The organism is Solibacillus isronensis, assembly GCF_900168685.1.
Taxonomy (GTDB): domain Bacteria; phylum Bacillota; class Bacilli; order Bacillales_A; family Planococcaceae; genus Solibacillus; species Solibacillus isronensis_A.
In genome coordinates this window covers 930,081-954,354 of sequence record NZ_FVZN01000014.1, presented here as the reverse complement: position 1 = coordinate 954,354, position 24,274 = coordinate 930,081, and the positions used below count along the sequence as shown (strand labels likewise).

25 protein-coding genes are annotated in these 24,274 nt (G+C 40.0%); 1 reads left to right on the top strand and 24 read right to left on the bottom strand.

Going from position 1 to position 24,274, the window contains the following annotated elements:
• Positions 1-3: 3 nt before the first annotated feature.
• From B5473_RS13285 to dapB, 19 genes are all read right to left on the bottom strand, one after another.
• Positions 4-354, bottom strand: a complete 351-nt coding sequence (locus B5473_RS13285) for a YpoC family protein (protein WP_079525920.1) — start codon at positions 352-354, stop codon at positions 4-6.
• A complete protein-coding gene (gene nth, locus B5473_RS13280; protein WP_079525918.1) occupies positions 351-1,010 on the bottom strand; it encodes an endonuclease III in 660 nt (219 codons plus the stop codon). The genes B5473_RS13285 and nth overlap by 4 nt, the downstream gene beginning before the upstream one ends.
• A gap of 18 nt (positions 1,011-1,028) precedes the next feature.
• The gene (locus B5473_RS13275; RefSeq protein ID WP_079525916.1) at positions 1,029-1,760 is read right to left on the bottom strand and encodes a DnaD domain-containing protein; all 732 of its coding nucleotides are present in this window, start codon (positions 1,758-1,760) and stop codon (positions 1,029-1,031) included.
• Between the two features lie 279 nt (positions 1,761-2,039).
• On the bottom strand, positions 2,040-3,335 hold the full coding sequence (gene asnS / locus B5473_RS13270; RefSeq protein ID WP_079525914.1) for an asparagine--tRNA ligase: 1,296 nt from the start codon (positions 3,333-3,335) through the stop codon (positions 2,040-2,042).
• Positions 3,336-3,367: 32 nt separating this feature from the next.
• On the bottom strand, positions 3,368-4,561 hold the full coding sequence (locus B5473_RS13265; RefSeq protein WP_079525912.1) for a pyridoxal phosphate-dependent aminotransferase: 1,194 nt from the start codon (positions 4,559-4,561) through the stop codon (positions 3,368-3,370).
• A 13-nt stretch (positions 4,562-4,574) separates the two neighbouring features.
• Complete coding sequence (locus tag B5473_RS13260; protein ID WP_079525910.1) at positions 4,575-5,057, bottom strand: cell wall elongation regulator TseB-like domain-containing protein; 483 nt, start codon at positions 5,055-5,057, stop codon at positions 4,575-4,577.
• A gap of 76 nt (positions 5,058-5,133) precedes the next feature.
• Positions 5,134-7,920: an ATP-dependent DNA helicase DinG gene (gene dinG, locus B5473_RS13255; RefSeq protein ID WP_079525908.1), complete on the bottom strand. Its 2,787-nt coding sequence runs from the start codon at positions 7,918-7,920 to the stop codon at positions 5,134-5,136.
• A 552-nt stretch (positions 7,921-8,472) separates the two neighbouring features.
• On the bottom strand, positions 8,473-9,621 hold the full coding sequence (locus B5473_RS13250; RefSeq protein ID WP_079525906.1) for a cation:proton antiporter: 1,149 nt from the start codon (positions 9,619-9,621) through the stop codon (positions 8,473-8,475).
• 152 nt (positions 9,622-9,773) lie between these two features.
• Positions 9,774-10,112, bottom strand: a complete 339-nt coding sequence (locus B5473_RS13245) for a transketolase (RefSeq protein WP_079525904.1) — start codon at positions 10,110-10,112, stop codon at positions 9,774-9,776.
• 115 nt (positions 10,113-10,227) lie between these two features.
• Positions 10,228-11,565, bottom strand: coding sequence for a dihydrolipoyl dehydrogenase (gene lpdA / locus B5473_RS13240; RefSeq protein WP_079525901.1), 1,338 nt, complete (start codon positions 11,563-11,565; stop codon positions 10,228-10,230).
• A 139-nt stretch (positions 11,566-11,704) separates the two neighbouring features.
• A complete protein-coding gene (locus B5473_RS13235; protein WP_079525899.1) occupies positions 11,705-12,283 on the bottom strand; it encodes a 3D domain-containing protein in 579 nt (192 codons plus the stop codon).
• 196 nt (positions 12,284-12,479) lie between these two features.
• A complete protein-coding gene (gene panD, locus B5473_RS13230) occupies positions 12,480-12,863 on the bottom strand; it encodes an aspartate 1-decarboxylase (RefSeq protein WP_079525897.1) in 384 nt (127 codons plus the stop codon).
• Entirely contained in the window at positions 12,856-13,719 is an 864-nt protein-coding gene (panC, locus tag B5473_RS13225) for a pantoate--beta-alanine ligase (RefSeq protein ID WP_079525895.1), read from the bottom strand. The genes panD and panC overlap by 8 nt, the downstream gene beginning before the upstream one ends.
• Positions 13,719-14,555 carry a 3-methyl-2-oxobutanoate hydroxymethyltransferase gene (gene panB, locus B5473_RS13220; protein WP_079525893.1) on the bottom strand — a complete coding sequence of 279 codons (837 nt, stop codon included), beginning with the start codon at positions 14,553-14,555 and terminating at the stop codon, positions 13,719-13,721. The genes panC and panB overlap by 1 nt, the downstream gene beginning before the upstream one ends.
• Positions 14,556-14,878: 323 nt before the next feature.
• The gene (locus tag B5473_RS13215) at positions 14,879-15,865 is read right to left on the bottom strand and encodes a biotin--[acetyl-CoA-carboxylase] ligase (RefSeq protein ID WP_079525891.1); all 987 of its coding nucleotides are present in this window, start codon (positions 15,863-15,865) and stop codon (positions 14,879-14,881) included.
• On the bottom strand, positions 15,843-17,030 hold the full coding sequence (locus B5473_RS13210; RefSeq protein ID WP_079528709.1) for a CCA tRNA nucleotidyltransferase: 1,188 nt from the start codon (positions 17,028-17,030) through the stop codon (positions 15,843-15,845). The genes B5473_RS13215 and B5473_RS13210 overlap by 23 nt, the downstream gene beginning before the upstream one ends.
• A complete protein-coding gene (gene bshA / locus B5473_RS13205) occupies positions 16,972-18,144 on the bottom strand; it encodes an N-acetyl-alpha-D-glucosaminyl L-malate synthase BshA (RefSeq protein WP_079525889.1) in 1,173 nt (390 codons plus the stop codon). Before bshA ends, B5473_RS13210 begins: the two co-directional genes overlap by 59 nt.
• Before the next feature lie 84 nt (positions 18,145-18,228).
• Complete coding sequence (gene mgsA / locus B5473_RS13200; protein WP_079525887.1) at positions 18,229-18,633, bottom strand: methylglyoxal synthase; 405 nt, start codon at positions 18,631-18,633, stop codon at positions 18,229-18,231.
• A 16-nt stretch (positions 18,634-18,649) separates the two neighbouring features.
• Positions 18,650-19,447 (bottom strand): 4-hydroxy-tetrahydrodipicolinate reductase, encoded by a 798-nt coding sequence (gene dapB, locus B5473_RS13195; RefSeq protein ID WP_079525885.1) that lies wholly within the window; start codon positions 19,445-19,447, stop codon positions 18,650-18,652.
• A 191-nt stretch (positions 19,448-19,638) separates the two neighbouring features.
• On the opposite strand from dapB, the gene B5473_RS13190 reads away from it, so the two are divergent.
• Entirely contained in the window at positions 19,639-20,505 is an 867-nt protein-coding gene (locus tag B5473_RS13190; protein WP_079525883.1) for a YitT family protein, read from the top strand.
• Positions 20,506-20,633: 128 nt separating this feature from the next.
• Here the strand turns inward: B5473_RS13190 and B5473_RS13185 are convergent, their stop codons facing one another.
• The 5 genes from B5473_RS13185 to B5473_RS13165 form a co-directional block, all read right to left on the bottom strand.
• Complete coding sequence (locus B5473_RS13185; protein ID WP_176142122.1) at positions 20,634-21,308, bottom strand: zinc metallopeptidase; 675 nt, start codon at positions 21,306-21,308, stop codon at positions 20,634-20,636.
• 55 nt (positions 21,309-21,363) lie between these two features.
• Positions 21,364-21,963 (bottom strand): DUF1405 domain-containing protein, encoded by a 600-nt coding sequence (locus B5473_RS13180; protein ID WP_079528704.1) that lies wholly within the window; start codon positions 21,961-21,963, stop codon positions 21,364-21,366.
• Positions 21,964-22,144: 181 nt separating this feature from the next.
• Entirely contained in the window at positions 22,145-22,939 is a 795-nt protein-coding gene (locus tag B5473_RS13175; RefSeq protein ID WP_079525881.1) for a menaquinol-cytochrome c reductase cytochrome b/c subunit, read from the bottom strand.
• A gap of 39 nt (positions 22,940-22,978) precedes the next feature.
• A complete protein-coding gene (gene qcrB / locus B5473_RS13170) occupies positions 22,979-23,653 on the bottom strand; it encodes a menaquinol-cytochrome c reductase cytochrome b subunit (protein ID WP_008404891.1) in 675 nt (224 codons plus the stop codon).
• A 22-nt stretch (positions 23,654-23,675) separates the two neighbouring features.
• The gene (locus tag B5473_RS13165; RefSeq protein ID WP_079525879.1) at positions 23,676-24,182 is read right to left on the bottom strand and encodes a QcrA and Rieske domain-containing protein; all 507 of its coding nucleotides are present in this window, start codon (positions 24,180-24,182) and stop codon (positions 23,676-23,678) included.
• Positions 24,183-24,274 lie beyond the last annotated feature (92 nt).

The window sequence follows — 24,274 nt, the reverse complement described above, 5'->3', positions numbered from 1 at the left end:
ATTTTACTTTTTCATTCTTAGTCTTGCACAGCGCTTTTTCGTCTCTTTATAAAGTTCATCCAATTGACGATAGCATGCATATTGCCCTGGACGCGCTTTTATGAACTGCAGACGTTCCATTCCATTGATCGGCATGAGTTCATAGTCGCTTTGCACCGAAAACGGTGTATCTGTAATAGAACCGCTGACAATAAACTGTTCAAAATGTTCGATTCCTTCTACCATGAATTGCTCTGCTGATCCGTCACGTCTTTCATGGGCTGCATGAATTGCTTCACGCATTATTTCCCATTTACCGTACCAAACGTCCACCACTTCTTTTGAAATTGCCTGTTGTTGAACTGAAATCATCATATTTTTACCAAACCTTTTTTCAAACGTTTTTGCCCTTCCCGACAGTCATCCAATAACGGACATGACCCGCAGCCGGGATTTTGCGCTTTACAATGATAACGACCAAAGAAAATAATTTGATGGTGTGCACGGCTCCATCGTTCAATCGGCGTTTTTTTCATGATTGTTTCTTCTACTTCCAGCACACTGTCTTTCCAACGACAAAGCCCTAATCGCTTCGAGACACGCTCTACATGCGTATCGACAGCCATCGCAGGAATATTAAATGCAACCGACAAGACAACATTTGCTGTTTTACGGCCGACACCAGGCAATGTGACAAGCTCTTCACGAGATGCCGGAACTTCCCCGCCATATTCATTTAACAGACGTGCACATAATAATTGAATATTTTTCGCTTTGTTTCGGTAAAGCCCAATTGAACGAATATCATTTTGCAGTTCCTCAAGGGAAACGTTTAAATAGTCCTGCGGTGTTTTATATTTTTGAAATAATTGTTTCGTCACTTTGTTGACGAGGACATCCGTACATTGCGCAGATAATAATGTCGCAATCGTCAACTCAAACGGATTGTCATGCACTAATTCACAATGTGCATCCGGAAACATGCGATCCATCTCATCTAAAAAGTGATTCCATTTTGCTTTTGTTAACATAAAAGTTTTGGTGTCCTCCTATTCTCGCTCCTCTAACCAATTATAGAAAGAAACTTTTTCCGTTTTCTGAACGGTTTCTTGCTGTTGTACCGGTTGAATCGGTGCTGCGGCCATCGTATTTTTCCGGTATTGCTCACTATGTTTTTCAATTTGTGCGAGTGTTTTTATGTTGCGTTTCTTCCACTCGATCAAAATCCGGTCGATGTAGCGTAAATTTACTTTATCAGCTAGTACCGCTTCTTTTAATGCAGCTTTTATAATTTCAGGACTATGCTGATCCAAGTCCATCCACATACCGATTGTTTCAATTTCCATTGGGGAAAGCAGGCGTCCCAGCTCCTGTTCAAACAGCTGGAAAATTTTCGCCTCGTCCAATTTGTTCGCAGTTGAAACTTGTTGTTGGGCTTTTGATTGCAGCAGATCCAGCAGTCTTTCCCATAACGGATAGATCGAATATTTCTCGGCAAGGCGTCCAGTCTCATCAGTGCTTTGAGAAATTTCGACAAATCCTTTTTGCATTAAGCGTTGTATTATTTGAGAAATAGCCGTCAATTGGAAATTTGTCCGCTGCATTAAATCATTTGGTGTCGGAAAGTCGATTCCTTCCTGTTCGAACGTTAATAAATGTAGAATGATTAAAGCTTCGTCATCTTGTATGTTCAGTTCGCTATAATGTTTAAAAAATAATTGTGGAATAGTAATTTGTAATTGCTCCGTCCAAACGCGGATTCGATTAAAATTTTTAGACATAGTTGAATCCCCCTTTGTGCGCTCGTAACGAGAAAACGCCCGGCAAAATTCCGGACGTTTTCTCGTTGTATAAATTAAGTTCTTCATCGTAGTATTATGTTGATTTCCATTACGGGTCGGACGCTTTCCAGGGGCACGAGGCCAACAGGATGTTGGTCACAAAAGCATTGCCACAGGACGTGGCGTTTTTAGCTTTTGTTCCTAGTCTCAGGCAACGTGCTTGTCCCTTAGGAGTCGCCTCCCCTTCATTCCAATCAACGTTTGATGAATAGCCATAAATTATGGATATAAACGGTTTAATAAACGTGGGAATGGGATGGATTCGCGGATATGTTCTGTTCCGGAAATCCATGCAACTGTACGCTCTAATCCTAAGCCGAAGCCTGAGTGAGGTACTGCACCTTGTTTACATAAATCTAAATACCATGCATATGCATCCATCGATAAGTTATGTTGCTCTAAACGAGATTTCATTAATTCATAATCGTAAATACGTTCAGAACCACCGATAATTTCACCATAGCCTTCAGGAGCGATTAAGTCTGCACATAAAACAACATCATCGCGCTCTGGGTGTGGCTGCATGTAGAACGGCTTAATACCGATCGGGTAGCATGTGATAAATACTGGTTTGTCGAAATGGTTGGCAATTGCCGTTTCGTGTGGTGCACCGAAATCATCACCCCACTGAATATCATCAAAGCCTTGCTCATGTAAAAACTCGATCGCTTCATCATATGAAATACGTGGGAATGGTGCTTTCACATTTTCAAGTTTTGATGTATCACGGCCTAGACGCTCTAGATCAAGCTTACAGTTTTTCAGAACAGATTGTACGATATGTGATACGTATTGTTCCTGTACTTCCAAGCTTTCATCATGCTCAACAAATGCCATTTCAGGCTCGATCATCCAGAATTCGATTAAGTGACGACGTGTTTTAGATTTTTCAGCTCGGAATGTAGGACCGAATGAGAATACTTTTCCTAATGCCATTGCAGCAGCTTCCATGTAAAGCTGACCTGATTGAGATAGGAATGCGTCTTCATCGAAATATTTTGTATGGAAAAGCTCTGACGTACCTTCAGGTGAAGAACCTGTTAAGATTGGCGGATCCATTTTTGTAAAACCATTTTCATTGAAGAATTCATATGTTGCACGAATAATTTCATTACGTACTTTCATGATTGCATGTTGTTTACGAGAACGTAACCATAAGTGACGGTTATCCATTAAAAATTCTGTACCATGCTCTTTTGGTGTAATTGGATAGTCTTTAGCAGGACTGATTACTTCGATACCTGTAACATTTAACTCAGCACCGAAAGAAGAACGCTCGTCCGCTTTAACTTCACCAATAACATACATCGATGTTTCCTGTGTCATGCCTTTAGCTACTGCGAATAGTTCTTCGCCCACTTCTGCTTTCACGACAACACCTTGCGCGAAGCCTGAGCCATCACGTAACTGAAGGAAAGCTAATTTACCGCTAGAACGTTTGTTAGCTAACCATGTACCAATTTTTACTGTTTCGCCAATATGATTTGGCATATCTTTAATCATAATTTTTTTCATAAAGTCCTCCAAAGCTTATGTTGCAAGGACGCTTAATCTTGCCATTTTGCTTTAACAAAGGCATCGATTCGGCGAACTGCTTCTTCTAATAATTCTAAAGATGTCGCATACGATAAACGTATAGTCGCTGGTGCACCAAATCCTGAACCTGGAATGACCGCAACATTTGCTTCTGTTAATAGTGCAGATACAAAATCATCCACTGAAGTATAGCCTGTTTTCTCGGCTGTTTCCGAAACATCCGGTAATAAGTAGAAAGCACCTTGTGGTTTTAATACTTTTACACCGGGGATTGCTGCTAATTTCGGGAAAATCGCTTCTAAACGTGATTCAAACGCTTGCCTCATCTTTTCTACTGTATCCTGTGAGCCGTTATATGCTTCAATCGTTGCATATTGCGCTGTTGTTGTTGCATTTGAAGTAGAGTGAGAAGCTAAATCCGTCATCGCTTTAATGATTGTCGCGTCACCAGCTGCATAGCCAATGCGCCATCCTGTCATAGAGTGAGATTTTGCAACACCGTTCACAACAATTGTACGTGCTTTCACTGCGTCTGAAACTTCCGCAATTGAATAATGCTCTATTCCATTGTAAACAAGCTTTTCATAAATTTCATCTGAAACGATTAAAATATCCTTTTCTTCTGCCACTTGTGCAAGCTCAGCCAATTCTTCCTTCGAATAAATCATACCAGAAGGGTTGGACGGCGAGTTAATAATCACCGCTTTTGTTTTCTCTGTAATGGCATTACGTAATTGCTGTGCTGTAATTTTAAAGTTCTGTTCTTGTGTTCCTTCCACATATACTGGAACACCGCCAGCAAGCTTCACTTGTTCAGGGTAAGATACCCAGTAAGGAATTGGGATAATTACTTCATCGCCCTCATTTAAAATAACTTGGAACAATGTATACAGAACGTGTTTTGCTCCGACACCAACGATTATCTCATTTGCTTTGTATGTAAGATTATTGTCACGAGCCAATTTATCAATAATTGCTTTCTTTAAAGCAGGTAAACCCCCAGCCGGCGTATATTTTGTCAGACCAGCATCCATCGATTGTTTTGCTGCATTTAAAATATTGTCCGGTGTATTAAAGTCCGGCTCCCCTGCACCTAAACCAATTACATCAATACCTTGCTCCTTTAACTCTTTCGCTTTAGCTGTGATTGCTAAAGTTGAAGATGGTGTTAAAGTCTTTACACGATTTGCCAACAATTGTTTCATGTTGCTCTCTCCTCTACAAATTCAATATGCGTTTCCACCATTGCCCGTCTTCAAATAGAAGATAGACATAATTCAAGCTGCCGGATTCACTTTTATAGGTAATTTCCCATACCGGACCCGGCTCCTCGAATCCTAACTTCATATGAAGAATCTCTTTCGCAGCAGTATCTTCCTGAAAAACAGACAACGCCTGATCTTCGGTGATGCCATCTGCTAAAAATACTTCCTGCATTGAATTCTCATCTAAACTCATCGGGACGAAGACTGCCTTTTCCTTCCCATATTCATCCACTCCGAAAACAGTGACATATGGCTTATTCCCATTGTAAACATAGGAATCATCAACAACAGCAAGTGCTTTCGTATCAAGCGCAAAACTTTCCGCCTTTTGTTCTATTTCACTAAACGGTGCATTGGCCTTCCAAAATACGAACACTGAAATAACAAGCGACAAAGATAAAATAAAGACAACCGAAAAGATAATCCAGTTTTTCATAACTGCACCTTACAATTCGATGTATTTGATTGTTGTTTAAAGTATTGTTTCATTTTTGTCAACCTGCTTTCCTTCCTCATCGTTTTTCATTATACCAATTTCCTAAGCTTTGCACCATACTGTGTAGAGGCAGTTTTTGTATAGAAATTGGCGGTAATGACTCGATAAACTGCTGTCCGTATGATTTCGTTTCAATCCGTCGATCCAAAACGATAAATACCCCTTTATCATGGCTCGAACGGATCAATCGGCCGAATCCTTGTTTGAACCGGATAATGGCATCCGGCAGCGCGAGTTCCGTAAAGGAATTGCGCCCTTGCTGAGTTATATAATTGGCCCGCGCTTTAAACGCAGGTTCTTCCGGTGAAGAAAACGGCAACCGCACAACAATGACCGCAGACAGACCGTCTCCCGGTACATCGACCCCTTCCCAGAAACTGTTCGTTCCGAATAATACGGAATGATTAAACTTCTGGAAAGACTTTAATAATCGCATACGGCTTCCGGAAGTCACACCTTGTGCAAAAATCATATAGTCACTTAACAGTTCACTTTCTTGTATAAGGTTGACTGTTTTACGCAGCATGTCCTGCGATGTGAATAAAACAAAACATCTCCCATTCGTCATGCGCACCGTATTTGTAACGGCATGTGCGACCTCTTCAATATATTCGGACTGTGAAACGGCCTGAATATCAGGCATGTCATTGACAATATACACTTCTGCTCCATCATAATAACTCGGGTCCGCATGCAGCTTTTCAATTGGAATCGACGGATTGATCCCAAGCTGGTTTGTAATAAAACGCTCATTACTTGGCACTGTTAACGTTCCCGATGTCCAGACAATGCCGCTTTTTTCACGAATCGGATCAAAAAGCTTCCTGATCGTTGATGTCACTTCAATCGGTTTTTTATACAGCTGAATACTGCCTGGAACACTGCGCTGGTCCAACTCAAGCCAGCATGAATAGTCAGGATTTTCACTTAGAAACACATCATCCCACTCTGCCAGTTTTATCGTAAACTCATTGACGATATACTGCCATTGCTCAATTAAATATTCATGCTCCGGTGCAAGCTCTTCCACACTAGAAGTGAACTTCCGGATTAGCTCGGTCGCCTCATCCACCCATTGCTGAACAGTAAGCGAAACTTTCGATAAAACTTCACGGCCTAATTGCAATTCAGAAATGAAGACTTCGATTTTCTGAAGTTGCTTTGTCTGGTGATGCTGCGCTGCTTTCACTCCTCGAAGCAATGCCGCCATTGCCGTATCAAATGCATTGACCATTTGAATATAACGCTTTTCCAGCTGATCGAGTGTTTGATAATTCAACAGCTGTTTTTTAATTGCTACCCGACGAATTTTATAAAACAGCTGTTCATCTTCCTGTATACCAATTTGTCCAAATAAATATTTCCAATTCATATAAGTGAATATTTTTTCGTGCTGATTTATTGCAGCCTGAATAAACTGATGGGCCTCATCAATTACCCAGCCGCCTAATGAATTAAAAATCTGTTCATTGCGTACGAGATCACTTAGCAGCATCGCATGGTTCGTCACAATAATGTCTGCCTGGCGACTATTTTGAATGGCACGTGAATAAAAATCATAAAGTGGCATTGTCGTTTTCGGCAATGCGGTCTTTCGGAATTTATCAATGAGCAGCTGGCCTCCGCCCGATACATTCAGTTCACTTAAATCACCCGTCTCCGTTTTCGCAAGCCAAATAAGTGTTTGCAGAACTGTAAATGTCTGATCATAGGAAACATCCTGTGTCTTTAGCTCTTTCTCGAATTTTTCAACGTCGATATAATGATTCATCCCTTTTAATAAAGCCATTTTGATCGGCTGGCCAAGCGCCTGTTCCAATATAGGAATGTCATTTTGCATTAGCTGATCCAGCAAATGGGACGTATACGTACTAATTCCTATTTTCTGATTCGTTTTCTTAGCATAATAAATCGAGGGCACTAAATAACCCATCGTTTTACCGATTCCCGTTGATGCTTCAATGACATGTTCCGCCTTGGCGTTGAATGCATGCCATATGCTGTCCATCATTTGAAACTGCTGCGGGCGCTCTTCAAAATCGGGTATCCCTTTTAATAATAAGGCCATTTTTTCATCTTTCGTTTGCGGGTAAACAAGTTTATCCCCATCACTTTTTGGTGTCGGTGCCATTTTGCGAATGGCGATTTTGCGGTAAAAGACATGCCCTTCATCCGTTAATGCTTTATTGCGTTTTATGACAAGCGCATCAAAAAACAGCTGGGACAAGTCTGTTCTCAAACGGAAAGAACGTTTATGCAATTGTTCCAAAGTTACAAGTGGCAATGTTAACAGTTCTTCCCAACAATGTTTAAGCAAGTACGCTGTCGCGAGTGCATCATCATCCGCTCGGTGTGCACTTTGCAGCTCAATATGAAATTCATTCGCTAAATCCGCTAATTTGTAGCTTAACGACATCGGGAACAATATTTTCGTCAGTTCAACCGTGTCGATTTTCTTTCCGTGCCATTTCGATATGCCGGCACGGTTAAACTCCGCCTGTAAAAAGTTCAAGTCAAAATCTGTATTATGGGCAACGAATACGGCTCCTTCCAGCAGCTCATAAATATAATCCGCATGCGCTTCAAATGGCAACGCATCTTTTACATCTTCATCTGTAATATTAGTTAAATCCTGTATAAATAACGGAATCGGTTTTCCCGGATTAATAAATGTAGAATATTTTTTAACGATTTCCCAGCCCTGCATAATGACAATGGCGATTTGAATCATGCGGTCACCGCTTGCAGGAGAATGTCCTGTTGTTTCTATGTCGACAATCGCATATTTTTGAGTTTCCTTCATTTTTCTTCAACTCACAGTTCAAGTAATATAACGGCATTTTATCATACTGGAGGTAATGAGGTCATGTAATTGGATAGAACTGCTTAAACGTGGCGTTGGAATGATGAGTTCGCATATATAGAGTCATAGCCGGTATGTAAGCGTTCTTAAAGTTCTAATATATTTTCATATCATCTAATAAAATTTTATTTGTTCTAATAAAATCCCGATTTTCCAATATAACCGCTAACTGTTCTAATATAAGTCTAAATTGTTCTAATATCCTATCCAGTTCTTCAAATATCCACCACAAGTTTTCTAATATAATCCTAAATGTTCTAATAAAATTTAAGCGCAAATTTGACGACAAAAAAACCTAGTGCCGCCTCAAGGACAACACTAGGTTAATATACTATGTATAGGTGTGCAGGGGCTCATCTCCCTGCACAATTCAAAAGCTTCCCAGCAAATCCGTGCTGTTGGTGGAGGCTTTTGTTGTGAAGACTAAATCTTCACCGAGGTTTTGGCACCTAAAACATAGAATACAACAATTTAAGGAATCATTCAACTAGATTAATCGATTAAATTTGAACGATTTCCGAAAATTCCTTTTAACATTGGTGGTGTAACCAACGTTGTAATTATAATCACGATTACCATTGGTGTATAATCTTCCGCCGGCAGCAAACCGCTTGATAATCCCATTGCTGCAAGAATCAGTGCTACTTCACCACGAGATACCATTCCTGCACCAATCCCTGTAGAAGATCTCCAGCTGAAGCCTGCCAATTTCGCACCAAGACCAGATCCGATAAGTTTCGATAAAATTGCCACGATCGAGAAGATTACTAAGAACCAAATATTTTCTGTAATTCCCGCAAATGTAACGGACAATCCGATACTAACGAAGAAGAAAGGAACGAAAATCCCGTTCGCTATTGGTTCAACTTTATGCTCGACAGTCTCTTTAAACGGTGTTTGTCCAATCGCAATACCGATAAAGAATGCACCAATAATTGTAGCGATGCCAAAGTAATGTTCACCTATGTATGCTAATGCAAAACATGCAATAAGTGCACCGCTTAATATTGCTTCCGTAACTTTCAAGCGACTAAACAAGCGCAAGAACGGTGGAATTACCCATTTCATTACAACGAATAATATAACGAAGAATAATACTTTACCGCCAATTAATACAGGAATCGATACATCGTCCCCTACTAGGAAACTCATAGCTATTGCAAGTAATACAACGACGATAATGTCATCCAATACTGCAGCACCTAATAATGTAGAACCTTCCTTACTTTTCAGCCAGCCAATCTCGCTTAATGTCTGAACTGAAATACTAACGGATGTAGCGGCTAATGTAAGTCCGACAAAAATTGCCTGACCTTGCGTTAAACCAAATGCCAATGCTAACGGATAACTCATTGCAATCGGTAAAATAACACCGCCAATTGCAACAAAAACGGCCCCCTTCATATTGGCATTCAAGTCTTCTAAATCGGTTTCTAAACCGGCTAAAAACATTAATAAAATAACCCCTATTTGACTGAATGTTTGCATAACTTCACTGTCAGTAATCCAGCCAAGCATTGCAGGTCCGATAATAATACCGATCAGGATTTTCCCAAGTACTGAAGGTTGACCTAAACGTACCGTTAAATGCCCTGCTATTTTTGTTGCCAATAGTACGATAACTATTTGAAAAATAAACATAATATCCCCCTTTTACTATACAAAAAGGCATGGTGACGCCAGTTTGACTGACTCCACCATGCCTACTACGTATTGGACTATTTTTATTTTAAGTCTAAAAAAATAAAAATGCAATGATATTCTAATATTATCTGAATATTTTTCTTTCATTGCTAGAAAAACCCCGGCAAAACTTCTCGCTGAAAATACTGATTTTTTCTCAGCCATACATTTAAAATGTGCCGATGTGTCAGCAGTTTTCTCCGTGAAGCATGCCTTCTTTGGGCTTCTTGCAGACTTTCGAGCAATATCCTCGTTTCTGTCAGACACTGTTCCGGGTCAGTAATCACTTTTAAAGCCGGACTAATAAGACCGTGTTCCTGCAGTAGTGCGAGCACTTTAGCAAACTCTTGTCCCATCGCAATATAGTTTTCTTCTATATTAAAATCAATACATTGATATAACGTGTTTTCCACTTCTTTTTCTACAAGCTCCATTGACTGATTTTCCATATGTCACCTCATGTTGGAATTGTATACAACAAGTATAGTAGAATTCAGCACAATAAAAAAGAAATTGGATTGAAAAAAAGCTACGGAGCATCTCATCTGCACCGTAGCAACAAGGTTATTTTGCATGGATCGCTTTTCCGAAAACAGAACGTGCAGCATCGCCAACGTGCTCGCTGACTGTCGGATGCGGGAAAATGAGCCTTGCCAAATCTTTTACTGATCCGCCTAATACTTTTGCTGTCAGCATGGAGTTAATCATTTCCGTCGCCCCGTCACCAACGACACATGCCCCGTAAATATCGCCTTCAGGACTCGCTACAAACTTCATAAAGCCTTGTGTATTTCCTTCAAGCAAAGCTTTAGGGTTCGTAGGTAAGTACATCTTCGTTACAATACTATCTGCAGGTGCTTCGTGTTCCAGCATGCCAAATGTCGCAATTTCAGGATGTGTATATACACATCGCGGGATTTCCTGCTGATTGATTACTTTCGGGTGCTTCCCTAAAATATAGTCGACTGCATGTACTCCTTCTGCACTTGCAGAGTGGGCAAGCTGGAATCCGCCGACTAAATCACCTATCGCATAAATGCCGGGTATACTCGTTTCATAGTGGTTATTTACCTTGATTAAACGGCCATCCATCTGCATCTCCAGCGCTTCCGCAATTTCAGTATTCGGACGGCGCCCTGTCGCAAACAGTAAACTTTCAAACGGGAAGTTGCCGATTGAAGTTTGTACATGGTCGGCATGGATTTCTTCGAACGTAAAGTCTGTCACAAGGTCGATTCCCAGTTGTTTCATTTTCTCTTTAATAATCGGTCGTGCATCCGGTTCTTCTGTTTGTAGTATATCTTTACTATGGTTTAATACGGTTACTTTTGTTCCCATTGGCGCTAAAGCAAATGCCATTTCAATTGCAATTACCCCGCCTCCAATAATCGTTAATTGTTTCGGCAGCTCCTGTATCGAAAAAAATGTATCCGTTGTATGATAATTTGCGTTTTCAAGCCCTTTAAATGGCGGTACGAACGGACGGCTGCCTGTTGCTAAAATGACATGACCTGCTGTAAACGCCTCATTACCGATGATCACTTTTCGTTCTGCGGTTACTGTCGCCTTTCCCCGAAACATTGTAATCTGTGCATTTTCGATAAATGTTTCAATATTTGATAACAGTTCATCAACCACTTGATCTTTACGCTGCATTAACTTCGGAAAATCAATATTAATCGTCGGTACCGTTACACCCCAATCAGTTCCGCGCCGAATTTCCTGTACCAGCTTACTATGCTCAAGCATAATTTTTGAAGGAATACAGCCGACATTATAGCAGGCACCACCAACTTTATTTTTTTCGACAAGCGCTACTTTCAACCCGCTTTTTGCTGCATGGATTGCCGCTACATATCCTCCAGGTCCTGCACCAATGACGGCTAAATCAAATTTTTCCATATATACCACCTCATTTTTCACATTAGCATTACAGGGTGGTGAATGCAACAAATCGGGCATCAATTATCTATTAATTCTTAATATTTAATCAAATAAAAAAGCAGCGAAATGCCAATCGCATTCGCCGCCCACTTACTGATTACTTTAATACTTTAATTTCTACATTTTTACGTCCCCAATTGAGTGCGGTTTTTTTTGTTTTAACAAAAACATCAATCCGGTTTCCTTTAATCGAACCGCCTGTATCACCGGCAACCGCAATTCCGTAACCTTCCACCCATACTTTCGTTCCAAGCGGAATAATCTTTGGGTCAACCGCAATTAGTTTAATATCCGGATTTTTCTTTAAGTCTATTCCGGAAGCCGTTTTTCCCGAACACCCTTTACAGTATGCTGTAAAAGCGCTTGCTTCAACTGTTAAAGTTTTGACAACTTCAAAGTCATCAATTGTTTCCTTTTTCTCCTTTTTTTCAACCGGTGCTTTCTTATTCTTAATATGATCCGGTAATTTCAGTACAAAGCCTTCCGTTACTTCTTCTATGTCGTTAACTTCATTTAATTCAAGCAATGTATATACTGATGTGTCATAACGTTCTGCAATTTCATCTAACTCTTCACCTTTCTTCACAGTGTGCGTCGCTGCAATTGTCGCGTTTGCGAAGAATAAGGTAGTGACCACAAAGAAGGCAAAGCTAAATAATAGTTTATTTTGAAACATATTAATTATTTCCCCCTGTATCTTTTGTCTATTTTGTAAAATAAAGCTAAATCCAAGTCTACACATTTAATATTTCAAAAAGATTACAAGGAGATGATATAAAAATTACAAAATTATCCTTTAGTAACCAAAAATGTAATATAAAAAAAGCTGTCATATAGGAATAATCCTGAATGACAGCTTTTCATATTTACTTTTACATAATTGTTGCTTCCGGTTCGTATGCGATTATTTCTTTAATTGTATTGTTTTCCCCCATAATCGCCACAGTCGGAGTATGTTCGGCAACTTCTTTATTATCCACATACACGTAAGAAATAATGATGACAATATCACCTTTTTGAACAAGGCGTGCCGCTGCTCCATTTACGCAAATAACTCCCGAACCGCGCTCCCCGGCAATAATATAAGTTTCAAAGCGTGCTCCGTTGTTGTTGTTGACTATGTGAACTTTTTCATTCGGCAGCATTCCAACCGCATCCAATATATCTTCATCAATTGTAATGGAACCTACATAATTCAAATCTGCCTGTGTTACTTGGGCACGGTGGATTTTACTGTTCATCATCATTCTAAACATGGATTACTTCCCCTTTTAATGAAAAAATTAAATTATCGATTAAACGTGTTTTACCAATTTGAACGGCAGCTGCAACAACGATTTGCTCTGTCCGATCATCGACTTCCTGTAAATCCGGGTAAGATAAAATCATTAAATATTCAACGTGGCCATCTGTATTGTCACGGATGATTTTTTTTGCAAGTGCAATTGCCGATTCCACACTTCCTGATTCCAACAGCTCTCTTTTCGCCAATTGAAGCCCTTGCTGAATTGCTGGTGCCTGTGAACGTTCTTCAGAAGACAAATAAACGTTGCGGCTTGATTTTGCCAAACCATCCTCTTCGCGTACAACCGGAACAACACGGATTGTCACCGGGAAATTGTAATCGCGTACCATTGTCTGAATGATCGCCACTTGCTGGGCATCCTTTTGTCCGAAATAAGCACGATCCGGCTGCACTAAATTAAATAGCTTCGCCACGACTTGCAAAACCCCGTCAAAATGACCAGGTCGGCTCGCCCCGCATAAAATATGCGCCTGTCGCCCTGCACGAATGGAAATCCCTCCATTGTGCGGATACATTTCCTCTACAGATGGTGCAAATATATAATCTACCCCTACCGATTTTGCCAATTCTGTATCACGTGGTAAATCTCTTGGGTATGATTCGAAATCTTCATTTGGACCAAATTGTGTTGGGTTGACGAATATACTCATGATCACAAGTTCATTTTCGCTGCGTGCGTTTGCAGCCAATGTTAAATGCCCTTCATGTAAATAGCCCATTGTCGGGACAAGACCGATTGACTGCCGGTTGTATTTTGCCATTTGAACTACTTCACGCAACTCGGCTATAGTTGTTAATACGTTCATTATTTTACGCCTCCGTAGAGCTCGATTAGCTCTGTCTCTTTCATTGTAAAACTTTGTTGTAATGTCGGGAATGTACCTAATTTTACAGCATTTGTATAATTCGTAATCCCCTTCTCTACCTCTTCACCGACTTGTGCGAATGCTTCAACAAATTTTGGTATATGATGCTTTCCGTATTGTAATAAGTCGTGGTATACGAGCACTTGCCCATCCGCTTTTACACCAGCACCGATACCAATTGTCGGAATCGTCAAGTTATGCGAGACAACTTCCGTCAACTGATGTGGAATACATTCCAGCACAACGGCACATGCACCTGCTTGTTCAACAAGTAGGGCATCTTTTATTAATTTTTCCGCTTGCTCGGCTGTTTTTCCTTGCACTTTATAGCCTCCAAGTACTCCTGCCGATTGAGGCAGCAATCCTAAATGTGCCACTACCGGAATACCGGCATCGGTTAACTTCTTAATTACAGGTACAATATCATCTGCCCCTTCTACTTTTACGGCATTTGCATTCGTTTCCTGCATCATTTTCACAGCGATTTTCAATGTTTCGTTCACATCTCCGTGATAGGAACCAAATGGCATATCGACAACAATGAACGTATCCGGTGCACCTCGGCGCACCGCTTTACTATGGTGAATCATATCTTCCACCGTTACACGCATTGTCGATTCATAGCCCAGTACGACCATCCCGAGGGAATCCCCAACAAGTATCATATCAACACCTGCCGCTTCGGAAAATTTCGCTGCCGGATAATCATAAGCGGTAATCATGACAATTTTTTCGCCTTGCTCTTTCATTTTTAAAAACTGTGCAGTTGTTTTCATATTCTTCCTCCTTAAGTGGAAAGAAAACAAAAATACCCTTCTATCTAAAATTAGACAGAAGGGTAGTACCATACGTAAATTCAACACATTTCATACTTTTAGTGGAAATAGAATCGAATTACAAGTATAAAATGAATTAATTTATGCGCGTTTTCTTCCGTCTCTGTCTTGTGTAGATCAAAGCAGATTTTTTTAATGTTGACTAGCAGTTGCAGGTACAGTTCTATTAAGATACTGTCCTAGAGCTACTATAACAAGTTTGGAAGAAAACGTACAGAATAAATAATTACTGTAAAAACTTTTTTTAACGAGGCCTTTACGCTTTATGATAAAAGTTCAATATCAGCAGAATAAATGCCAACAATTTCCCCGTTCGCTTGACGAATTTCCAGGACTCCACTCTCAGTAATACTGACAGCTTCCCCTTCAACGACTTCACGGAGTGTTGTTGCTTTGACCTGTTTTCCGATCGTCCCCGAAGACTGTTCCCATAGTTGTTTAATTTGTCCGAAACCGTTTTTTACGTATTCGTCACTGTATTTCTCCAATGATTCAAGCACATTGGCGACGAAATGCACACGTTCAATCGGTTCTCCTTCTTCAATCGCAAGCGAAGTTGCAATCGATTGCAACTGTTCAGGAAAATCACCCTTCTGCTGATTGACATTAATCCCTATACCAATCAGCAATGCCTGGATGCGATCAGCCTCAGCAACCATTTCAGTCAAAATTCCTGTTGTTTTTTTGCCGTTGATTAATATATCATTCGGCCATTTGATTTCAGGTGTGAAATTTTTAAAACTCGACTTCATCGCTTCAACAATGGCCACAGCAGTAACTAAAGTAAATTGAGGGGCCTGATGCGGGGCAACAGCCGGGCGTATGATGACAGTCATCCAAATCCCTTGTCCTTCTGTCGATTCCCATTCACGCATCATGCGCCCTCGCCCTGCCGTCTGATGCTCAGCGATAACAACCGTGCCATCCGGTGCACCAGCTCTTACAAGTTCATGCGCAACAAGCTGTGTCGACTCAACCGTTTCATAATAATGAACTTGTCGGCCATAGCGTTCCGTCGTCAAAAATTGCTGCAATTGACCCATATCCACTTTATCCGGTACAGATAACAGTTTATAGCCGCGTTTTTTTACTGTTTCAAACTCATAGCCTTCCTGCTTCAATGTTTGCATATGCTTCCATATTGCTGTCCGGGAGACGTTGAGCTCATCCGCCAGCACTTGGCCGGAAATCGGTTCTCCATCCGCAGTCAAAAACCGTTTCAAAATTTCATCCTTCATCGTGAAATGCATAAAACCATTCCTTTAATTGTTGTTTATCATTTTGTACTTTCCCGTTTAAGACCGCTTCTACTGCTGCATCAAGTGTCTGTTTAATCCAGCTGCCGCGTTTTTTGGGGGACCATTCCAACAAGTCTTTTCCTGTAATCGCAAGCTCATTCAAATGCTGAATCGGTAATGTGTTTTTTCGTGCCACTAATTGTTCATAGCTCGATTCAAGTTTATGATTTTGCCAAATAGAAAATTGGTATGCTGTTTTAAGAATCATTGGATCAAAGCGCATTAAATCAGCAAGGCTTATCCCGCTGAGTAGGCTTTCATAAGCATCCAACACCGTTTTTACGAAGAGCTTCTCCTTATTCGAACAGCGATACTTCGTAAGGAGCGTCAAATCACTGCCGTTTACTAAACAGAAATATGCCCAGCCAACTTGGCGGTCTTCTGAATAAAACCGCGTCCAATCAGAAGAAGTAAAATCGCCATTCAGAAAATTACTCAATGTCGTTTTTTCCATATATTCAATGCCGAATGCAGCATGAGCAGAAATAAAAATTTTTGATAATTCTACTTGAATGCGCTCGATTGCAACATATTCAATCGACGCTGCTTTTTGCCTGATTGCATCGAAAGTGTTTTCCTCGATGGAGAAGTGAAGCTGTGCAGCAAATCGAACAGCCCGCAGCATTCGGAGCGCATCTTCTTCAAAACGCTGATCCGGCTCCCCTACAGCACAAATAACTTTGCTGTCGATATGTTGGCGGCCATCGTAATAATCGATGTACTCTCCCGTTTGACTAAGCGCCATCGCATTCATTGTAAAATCCCGGCGTTTTAAATCCTCTTGTAAATTTCGAACGAATTCGACTGTATCCGGACGACGATGATCACTGTATGTAGACTCTGTCCGGTAAGTTGTTACTTCGATTGGTTCTCCACAGTCCAGAACAATGACCGTCCCGTGAGCGATACCTACATCAATTGTTTGGGAAAAAATTGTTTGAATTTCTTCTGGCAATGCACTCGTTGCGATATCGACATCATTATTTTCTTTTTGCAAATAATGATCCCGCACCGCTCCTCCTACAATAAAAGCTTCAAAACCGGCATGTTCAATCTTTTTAATGACTTCCTTTGCCGCTTGCCATTGTTGCGGAATCATTCTTTTTTTCAACCACACTTTCATATATACGTTCATATTGTTCAACCATTTTTGATTCATGGAACTGTTCGCGTACCGATTTTAGTGCAGCTTCTTTGAAAGCTTGATGTTTTTCCTCATCCTGCAGCAGTTCGACCGCATAATCCGCGACAGCTTGCGTATCTCCAAGCGGAACCAAATAGCCGTTCACCCCATGATCAATCACTTCAGGAATCCCGCCGATCGCTGAACCGATACCAGGTACTCCGCATGCCATAGCTTCCAGTAATACAAGTCCGAACGATTCTTTTTCTGAAAGCAATAACTTTAAATCACTGATAGCAAAAAGTTCTGTAATGTTTTCCTGCTTACCTAAAAACAATACATCATCCGTATACGGTGAATCTTTAACGATATCTGTGACACGATGCTTTTCCGGTCCGTCGCCGACTAATAATAATTTGGCCGGCATACGCTCACGGATCTTCAGGAATGAATCGACCACGTCCGGCAGATTTTTTATTTTACGGAAATTCGAGACATGGATAATTACTTTTTCATGCGGCAAAATACCAAATTGCTCTTTTAAATTGCCGGGATCCACAGGCTTAAATACATCCTCATCAACGAAATTATAAATAGTCTCAATCGGTTTTTTCGTATCGATTAAAGCATATGTCTGCTGTTTTAACGATTCCGAAACAGTCGTTACTGCATCGGAACAATCAATGCCATATTTGATTGCCTGCGCCAGCGTAGAATCTTCGCCTAAAACAGAAATATCTGTTCCGTGAAGTGTTGTGACAATGCCAAAGTTCTCGCCGCTCATATGGCGGGCCAAAACCGCACAAACCGCATGAGGAATCGCATAATGAACATGTAATAAATCAAGTTTCTCCTCTTTAATAACATCAGCCATTTTACTTGCTAATGCAATATCGTATGGTGGGTATTGAAATACCGAATAATTATTCACTTCCACCTCGTGGAAAAAAACGTTTGAATAAATTTTATTAAGTCGAAATGGCACACTTGAAGTAATAAAGTGAATTTCATGTCCTCGTTCTGCCAACATTTTACCTAACTCTGTTGCAATTACACCCGAACCTCCTACTGTCGGGTAACATGTTATACCAATTTTTAATTTTTTCATTCGGCTCCCCATCCTTTCAACAATACGATTTTAACTTTCTTTAAAATGATCAAACACATTTATAAAGTAAAATTGACTGACTTTTTATTTTCTGCGCTCTTCTAAAATGCGCCAGTCAACAAAACCTTCCTGAAGCCCTTTTAATAATATTTCCGCTGTTCCCATATTTGTCGCAAGCGGTATATGATACAAGTCGCATAACCGCACTAATGCCATGACATCCGGCTCATGAGGCTGTGCAGTCAATGGATCCCGGAAGAAAAATACCATATCCATATCATTATTGGCGATCATCGCACCGATTTGCTGGTCTCCCCCTAATGGACCCGAGCGAAACTTCGTGATAGGAAGTCCTGTTTCCGCTTCGATCATCGTGCCCGTAGTGCCTGTTGCATATAGATCATGCTCTTTTAAAATATCGCGATACGCAATCGCAAATTGAATTAAATTATCTTTTTTCCGGTCATGTGCTATTAAAGCTATTTTCATAATTATCAACCCATTTCTAAATGATGTTCTCTAATCCGTAGATTAATGTATTGGTTTTCATTACTTCTTCAATACTAAATGTAACACCGCTCATAAAGCTTCCGCGATTTAATGAATCATGACGAATCGTTAATAATTCACCTGTGCTGCCAAACAGTACTTGCTGATGCGCAACTAAACCTGGAAGTCTTACTGAATGGATATGCATGCCGTCAAAGTTTGCGCCTCTTGCACCAGTATGTGTTTCTTTTTCCTCCGGATGCCCCTGCTTTTTCGCTTTTCGAACTTCACTGATCATTTGTGCTGTTTTAATACCGGTACCAGATGGCGCATCAAGCTTTTGATCATGATGCATTTCGATAATTTCCACATCCGGGAAATATTTTGCGGCATCTTTGGCGAACTTCATCATTAGTATTGCACCAATCGCGAAGTTTGGCGCAATAATACAGCCTAATTGTTTTTCTGTTGCCAATTGCTGCAGTTCTTCAAGTTGTTCGTCGGTAAAACCGGTCGTCCCAACAACTGGACGTATGTTATGTATTAATGCCTGTTTTGTTCGTTCATAAACACAAAGCGGATTTGTTAAATCTAATAGTACATCCGGCTTTGTCTCACGTACAAGCTCAACAAAATTTGTATAAATCGGAACTTCATAAGATTTTGGAAACTCTTCAAGCAAGGCTAGTGATGTACCGACTTCTTTATAATCAAGTGCTGATACAAGTTCCATTCCGTCATTATTCATGATTGTATGTACTGCTTCTGTTCCCATTTTGCCTCGTGCACCGGCAATTGCTACTCTGATTGTCATACTAAAAAAACTCCTTTTTACTGTTAGTTGCTTTTTATCCTTGTTTAATTAATTTTGAGTAATAAGATGCGACATTTTTGCGTTCATCCATATTGTTGTCAAATACGACAAAATCAAACATAATAAACAATGTAACCTTTTTTCTGCTCCAACACATATATTTTTACTCAACCGATTTTAGGAGGTTTACTATGCAAGGAATAAAAATACAGAATATCATCGGAATTCTTATCGGTTCCGCAATATTCAGTTTCGGTTTTGTCCACTTCAATATGCAAAACCAACTGGGTGAAGGTGGATTTAGTGGTATTACACTTATTTTATATTTTACACTAAATTGGGACCCAGCATTAATGAATTTGTTATTAAATATTCCAATGTTTATTCTAGGATGGCGTTTACTAGGGAAAAAATCATTTATCTACACAATCATCGGTACACTCAGCGTATCGGTATTTTTAAAAATCTTCCAAATTTACGAAGTCGATATGAACTTGCAGGATGATCTATTCCTTGTATCATTATTTGCAGGGGTATTTGTCGGGATTGGTTTAGGGATTGTGTTCCGATTCGGTGGGACAACCGGCGGGGTCGATATTTTAGCCCGACTTGGAAATAAATATCTTGGTTGGAGTATGGGTAAAACGATGTTCGGCTTTGATTTCTTTGTCATTATCCTTTCCTGGATGACGTTTTTGGATGCCCGTTCGATGATGTATACATTAGTAGCCGTTTATGTTGGCGGCCGTGTCATCGATTTAGTGCAGGAAGGCGCCTATTCAGCAAAAGGTGCATTTATAATTTCAGTGAAGTCCGATGAAATCGCAAACTTAATTACGAATAACATGGACCGTGGCGTAACCGTTTTTGATGGTCATGGTCATTTTACAAAAGAACACCGGGATGTTCTGTACTGTGTAATCGGACGAAACGAACTTGTCCGTCTAAAAAATATTGTCCATGGCATCGATCCGCATGCATTCGTATCCGTCATGGATGTCCGCGATGTAACGGGAGAAGGCTTCACACTCGACGATAAAAAACAGCCTCTTCATTAGGATAAATAAGTTCTAATCAAAGCGGACACAACTTAATAAGATCGATAAATGCTTAAATAATGTTCAAAACAAAAAAGTCATTTTCCCTAATGAGAAAATGACTTTTTAAATTTCTATTAGTTTAAAAATTAATCTTCCGAAGACATGCCTGTGTAAATCAGGATTAAACGTAATAGTTCCATTATTGCTACAGCTGCTGCTGCCACGTATGTCATTGCCGCTGCATTTAATACTTTACGCGCTGAGCGTTCTTCAGTATTGTTGATAATCCCTAAAGATACGACTTCATTCATCGCACGTTTGGATGCATCGAACTCTACCGGTAATGTTACAACTTGGAACACCACACCCGCTAATAATAAAGCAATACCTAGCAACAGGAAACCTGAAGATGAAGCTAAAATACCGATTATTACAAAAATCCAAGACATATTCGATGAAATATTAGCTACCGGCACTAATTTCGAACGTAATGTTAAGAACGAATAAGCCTCCGCATGCTGTATCGCATGACCGACTTCGTGCGCTGCTACAGATGTACCGGCGATTGAAGAATTGTAGTAGTTGTCTTCAGACAAAGCAACCGTTTTAGTTGCAGGATTATAGTGGTCAGCTAAAAAACCTTGAGTCGGTACAACACGAACATCTGTTAAACCATGTTGGTCTAAAATATAACGTGCTACTTGAGCACCTGTCATTCCTTTTTCAGCTGGAACTTTAGCAAACTTTTTGTAAGTACTCTTTACCTTCATTTGTGCATATATAGGTAACAGTAAAATGATGATAAAGTAAATAATATACATCACTATTATCAAACTCCCTTTCTATCTCTTTCTATGCTTTAATTTTAAAGGCTTTCTAGTCTTGTTGCAAATATTCACGCTTACGACTTTCAAGAAAAGCAAAGACTATACATGCCACCGAAAGCCAAAAAGTGAAGTAGCCAATCTCGCTTGGATACTGGTAAATGACTCTGTAAAATGGCATTTGTCCAAATAAATAGTCGATTATATCGTTATGCAATGTCCAAATAGCCGCAACCATCACGTGCCACATTTTAAATCGGTAATTCGGTAAATACAGAACAGCCTGTACTGCCATTAAAAAATGTGAAGCAACGAGCATCCACCCGTCCGCTCCCAACTCTCCATTCTCCACAAATGTTAGAAGATTCATCGCAACTGCCCATAATCCATATTTAATTAACGTGATAAAGGCAAGCACTTCCATTAATTTGAAGTTTCTGCCGATCAGCCAACCAATAATGGCAAAACAGAAAAATAAGCTTGCAGTGGGCGAATCCGGTACGAATATATAGTAAATCGGGTCTGTTACTGCCAACTGCCCTCGATACCAGTAATAGCCGTAAACTGTACCAAGCAAGTTAATAATAAGCAGTAATGTTAAAAAGGCACGATGGTTTAATACGTACCATAATTGCATCATATATGCTTTCATTTGTTCACCTTTTTCTTCCTCATTCTTCATTATTCCGTATTATGTAGTGTGTGCAACTAAACCAAATATTGTACGTCTTTAATTATATATGTTCTTATTTGTTACGCAAGCTTTCGTTAAAAAATACAAATAAATGAAAATTAAAAAGAGAGTCAATATTCTGACTCTCCAGTGTAAAAAATTATTCAGCTTCTTTTAATCCTGCGATAAATTCAGCTAAAACTTGAAGTTCTTCCTCTGTACCTGTAAATGCTCCAGCTGGCATACCGCCTCGGCCATTCACAATTACTTCTTGAACTTCTTCAGCTGATAACTCATTGCCAAGAAGCATTGGTCCTGATACCCCAGCTAAGTCTCCACCATGACAGCCGATACATGAAGCTTGGGCCTGATAGATTTCATAACCTTCGGACGTTTCATCTACTTCAACATCCGGAAGTAAACCTAAATGTTTATCCGTAATTTCACCTTGAGCATGAACTGCTTCCCAGTTAGTAGCCTGAACAGATTCCCATGTTGTATAAATAAGTGCTGCTATTGCCAACAACATAAATGCTGTAGGTAATGGTCGTTTAAATGGTCGACGTTCAGGTGTTCTATCTAAAAATGGTACCAATGCTAATGAACCAAATGCAATACCTGGAATAACCATTGCGCCAATAACGTTATATGGACCAGACGCATAAGAGTATTTTAATAGTTGGTACATTGATAGGAAGTACCAGTCCGGTAACGGTATATACGATGCATTTGTTGGATCTGCCGGGCCTTCAAGTGGTGAAGGATGTGCGACAGTTAATAATAAATAACCGATTAAGAAAACTGCACCAACCATCCATTCTTTTAATAAGAAGTCAGGCCAGAAAGCTTCTGTTTTCCCTGGATACTCGGAATAATCTTTTGGCACGTTCGGCATACGGTTACTCGCTTTTACACGTGAATCACCTACGAACTTCATACCTTTTCCGCGTTGCATAGTGTCCCCTCCTTAAAAAATAGTACAATTAGTTTCGGATCATAGAGGTCCTGAAATACCTTGGCGGCGGATCATAATAAAGTGAACTGCCAATAAAGCAAATAGTGCTGCTGGTAAGAAGAATACATGAATAGCAAAGAAACGAGTTAAAGTTTGCGCCCCGATAATCGTAGAATCCCCAGCTAATAATATTTTTATCGTTTCACCTAAAAACGGAACAGATGCAGCAATCTCGATACCTACTTTAGTCGCGAATAACGCTTTCATATCCCATGGTAATAAATAACCTGTGAAACCTAAACCTAACATAATGGCAAAGATACCTACACCAACTAACCAGTTTAATTCACGCGGTTTTTTATATGAACCTGTGAAGAATACACGAAGTGTATGTAAGAACATCATAACAATTACTAAAGATGCCCCCCAATGGTGCATACCACGAACGATTTCACCGAATGCTACTTCGTTTTGTAAATAGTAAACTGATTTCCAAGCATTCTCTACATCTGGTACGTAGTACATCGTTAAGAACATACCTGATAGAATTTGAATTACTGTAATAAAGAATGTTAATCCCCCGAAACAGTAAACGAATGCTGAAAAGTGATGGGCAGGGTTAACGTGCTCTGGCACTTCATGGTCGGCAATATCACGCCAAATAGGAGTAATATCTAAACGTTCATCGACCCAATCATAAATTTTATTTAGCACTGTGTCGTACCCCCTAACTTATTTAGTTACTGTGTGTGTTAGCGATTTTTTTTCCAAGCAATAAGAAACCATCATTTTCTGACACTTCATACATATCCAGTGGTCCAAGAGGCGGTGTACCTTTTACGTTTACACCTGTTTTTTCATAACGTCCCGCATGACATGCACAGAAGAATTGATTTGCGTGTTCTGGATTACCTTCCCAGTTTACAGTACACCCTAAATGCTTACATACAGGTGAGATTGCGATGATTTCGTCACCTTCTTTGTAAACCCAAGCAGCATCAGCTACTTCTGATTTGTACCAACCATCCGTCTGTTCATACGAGAAGTCCACTTTTACTGGAACTTCTGTAATTTCGGCAATTTTTTTGCTAGTTTGTACAAAATCACCATCTTCTTTTGACTGAAGAATTGGGTCAATAGCAAAACGTACCATTGGCATTAACATTCCTGCCGCCATAAATCCACCTACACCAGTAATTGTATAAGTTAAAAATTGACGTCTTGTAACTCGATTCCTACTCATCCTTTTCCCCCCTCTTACTAAAAGGTCAGTCCAACGGACATATACTTTTAAAAATAGTAAATAACTAGGACATATCTATGATATATCAACTG

Bases quoted from the DNA above. Each gene is read 5' to 3' on its own strand.
- B5473_RS13285 (WP_079525920.1), bottom strand. From the start codon at position 354: ATGATGATTTCAGTTCAACAACAGGCAATTTCAAAAGAAGTGGTGGAC.
- nth (WP_079525918.1), bottom strand. From the start codon at position 1,010: ATGTTAACAAAAGCAAAATGGAATCACTTTTTAGATGAGATGGATCGC.
- B5473_RS13275 (WP_079525916.1), bottom strand. From the start codon at position 1,760: ATGTCTAAAAATTTTAATCGAATCCGCGTTTGGACGGAGCAATTACAA.
- asnS (WP_079525914.1), bottom strand. From the start codon at position 3,335: ATGAAAAAAATTATGATTAAAGATATGCCAAATCATATTGGCGAAACA.
- B5473_RS13265 (WP_079525912.1), bottom strand. From the start codon at position 4,561: ATGAAACAATTGTTGGCAAATCGTGTAAAGACTTTAACACCATCTTCA.
- B5473_RS13260 (WP_079525910.1), bottom strand. From the start codon at position 5,057: ATGAAAAACTGGATTATCTTTTCGGTTGTCTTTATTTTATCTTTGTCG.
- dinG (WP_079525908.1), bottom strand. From the start codon at position 7,920: ATGAAGGAAACTCAAAAATATGCGATTGTCGACATAGAAACAACAGGA.
- B5473_RS13250 (WP_079525906.1), bottom strand. From the start codon at position 9,621: ATGTTTATTTTTCAAATAGTTATCGTACTATTGGCAACAAAAATAGCA.
- B5473_RS13245 (WP_079525904.1), bottom strand. From the start codon at position 10,112: ATGGAAAATCAGTCAATGGAGCTTGTAGAAAAAGAAGTGGAAAACACG.
- lpdA (WP_079525901.1), bottom strand. From the start codon at position 11,565: ATGGAAAAATTTGATTTAGCCGTCATTGGTGCAGGACCTGGAGGATAT.
- B5473_RS13235 (WP_079525899.1), bottom strand. From the start codon at position 12,283: ATGTTTCAAAATAAACTATTATTTAGCTTTGCCTTCTTTGTGGTCACT.
- panD (WP_079525897.1), bottom strand. From the start codon at position 12,863: ATGTTTAGAATGATGATGAACAGTAAAATCCACCGTGCCCAAGTAACA.
- panC (WP_079525895.1), bottom strand. From the start codon at position 13,719: ATGAACGTATTAACAACTATAGCCGAGTTGCGTGAAGTAGTTCAAATG.
- panB (WP_079525893.1), bottom strand. From the start codon at position 14,555: ATGAAAACAACTGCACAGTTTTTAAAAATGAAAGAGCAAGGCGAAAAA.
- B5473_RS13215 (WP_079525891.1), bottom strand. From the start codon at position 15,865: ATGCATTTCACGATGAAGGATGAAATTTTGAAACGGTTTTTGACTGCG.
- bshA (WP_079525889.1), bottom strand. From the start codon at position 18,144: ATGAAAAAATTAAAAATTGGTATAACATGTTACCCGACAGTAGGAGGT.
- mgsA (WP_079525887.1), bottom strand. From the start codon at position 18,633: ATGAAAATAGCTTTAATAGCACATGACCGGAAAAAAGATAATTTAATT.
- dapB (WP_079525885.1), bottom strand. From the start codon at position 19,447: ATGACAATCAGAGTAGCAATTGCCGGTGCACGAGGCAAAATGGGAACA.
- B5473_RS13190 (WP_079525883.1), top strand. From the start codon at position 19,639: ATGCAAGGAATAAAAATACAGAATATCATCGGAATTCTTATCGGTTCC.
- B5473_RS13185 (WP_176142122.1), bottom strand. From the start codon at position 21,308: ATGTATATTATTTACTTTATCATCATTTTACTGTTACCTATATATGCA.
- B5473_RS13180 (WP_079528704.1), bottom strand. From the start codon at position 21,963: ATGAAAGCATATATGATGCAATTATGGTACGTATTAAACCATCGTGCC.
- B5473_RS13175 (WP_079525881.1), bottom strand. From the start codon at position 22,939: ATGCAACGCGGAAAAGGTATGAAGTTCGTAGGTGATTCACGTGTAAAA.
- B5473_RS13165 (WP_079525879.1), bottom strand. From the start codon at position 24,182: ATGAGTAGGAATCGAGTTACAAGACGTCAATTTTTAACTTATACAATT.